Below are 1,231 nucleotides of genomic sequence, written 5' to 3' on the forward strand. Positions count from 1 at the left end.
TCTCGCCGCCGAAGCCGGCCGCGACGGCCGTGGCCACGGTGGCGACCAGGCCGAAGAAGCCCGGGACGGGCATCCGCCGGTCCCCGAAGCGGTGGATCTGCCCCATGGTGCTGGTCAGCACCGCGTCGTCGACGTGCGCGAGGGCGGGCCGCTGGACGATCGCGGAGAAGACGTCGGTGCCGTAGACCACCGCGTTGGCCATCGTGGCCACCACGGCCAGGGTTTGTACGAGCGCTTCCATCACAACCACCCTTGTCCGTCTGCCGGTTGCCACAAGGGCCCGTGCCGCCCCGTGGATTTGTCAATGCTAGATGTCCTGCCGACACTATCAAGTTCAGTGCTTCGAATGCTAGCGTTGACAACTCCATTAGTCCGCAAGGGATGTCGCGAGGACGTGGGACGGCCCGGCCGCGGCGGTCCGCCGTACCGCGCCCCGCGAGGACAACCGCCCGCACCGCCACGAGGAGACACCCAGATGGCCATTGGACGTGCCCGTCGCGTACTCATCGCCGGCGGAGGGATCGGCGGCCTGGCCGCGGCCCTCGCGCTGCAGCGCAGTGGTGTGGAGTGTGTGGTCTTCGAACGGGCCGAGGAACTGCGCGACGGCGGCGCGGGCCTGCACATCTGGACCAACGGAGTGCTCGCGCTGGACTTCCTGGGCGTGGCCGGCCAGGTCCTCGAGGCGGCGCCGGCGCAGCGGGTCGCGCATTTCAGCACCGACCGCGGCGAGGTGCTGGGCGCCTGGCCGGTGGGCGACTTCGTGGAGCGCTACGGAGCGCCCACGATCGCCGTCGAGCGCTCCGTCCTGCACGGGGTGCTGCGCGACGCGCTGGAGGGCTCCCCGGTGCGCACCGGGGCGCACGTGGTCGGCTTCGACCAGGACGAGGACGGGGTCACCGTGCGCTTCGCGGACGGCGGCAGCGAGCGGGGCGACCTGCTCATCGGGGCCGACGGCATCCACGGCACCGTCCGCGACTGCCTGTTCGGCCCCGCCGACAACCGCTACAGCGGCTACATCGCCTGGCGCGGCCGCTCCCCCCTCCAGCACCCCGACATCCCGCCGGGGACCTTCAACGCGATGTTCGGGCGCGGTGTCCGCTTCACCTACTATGACGTCGCGCCCGGCCTGGTGCACTGGATGAGCGTGGCCAACGGGCCCGCCGGCGGACGCGACGAGCCCGGCGTGCGCGAGATGCTGCTGCGCCGCCACCGCGGCTGGGGCGGACCGGTC

The 1,231-nt window shown here is 72.1% G+C and carries 1 protein-coding gene and 1 pseudogene; one reads left to right on the forward strand and one right to left on the reverse strand.

Annotated features, from left to right (window positions below; translation table 11 throughout):
* A pseudogene (locus ABZV34_RS39710) lies at positions 1–241 on the reverse strand (DUF1772 domain-containing protein); the annotation flags it as partial.
* 234 nt (positions 242–475) lie between these two features.
* Between ABZV34_RS39710 and ABZV34_RS39715 the strand changes: the two are divergent.
* Positions 476–1,231, forward strand: a 756-nt coding sequence (locus tag ABZV34_RS39715) for an FAD-dependent monooxygenase (protein ID WP_356288250.1), incomplete at its 3' end; no start/stop codon positions are given.

The organism is Streptomyces sp. NPDC005195 (assembly GCF_040608315.1).
GTDB classification, from domain to species: Bacteria; Actinomycetota; Actinomycetes; order Streptomycetales; family Streptomycetaceae; genus Streptomyces; species Streptomyces kaempferi.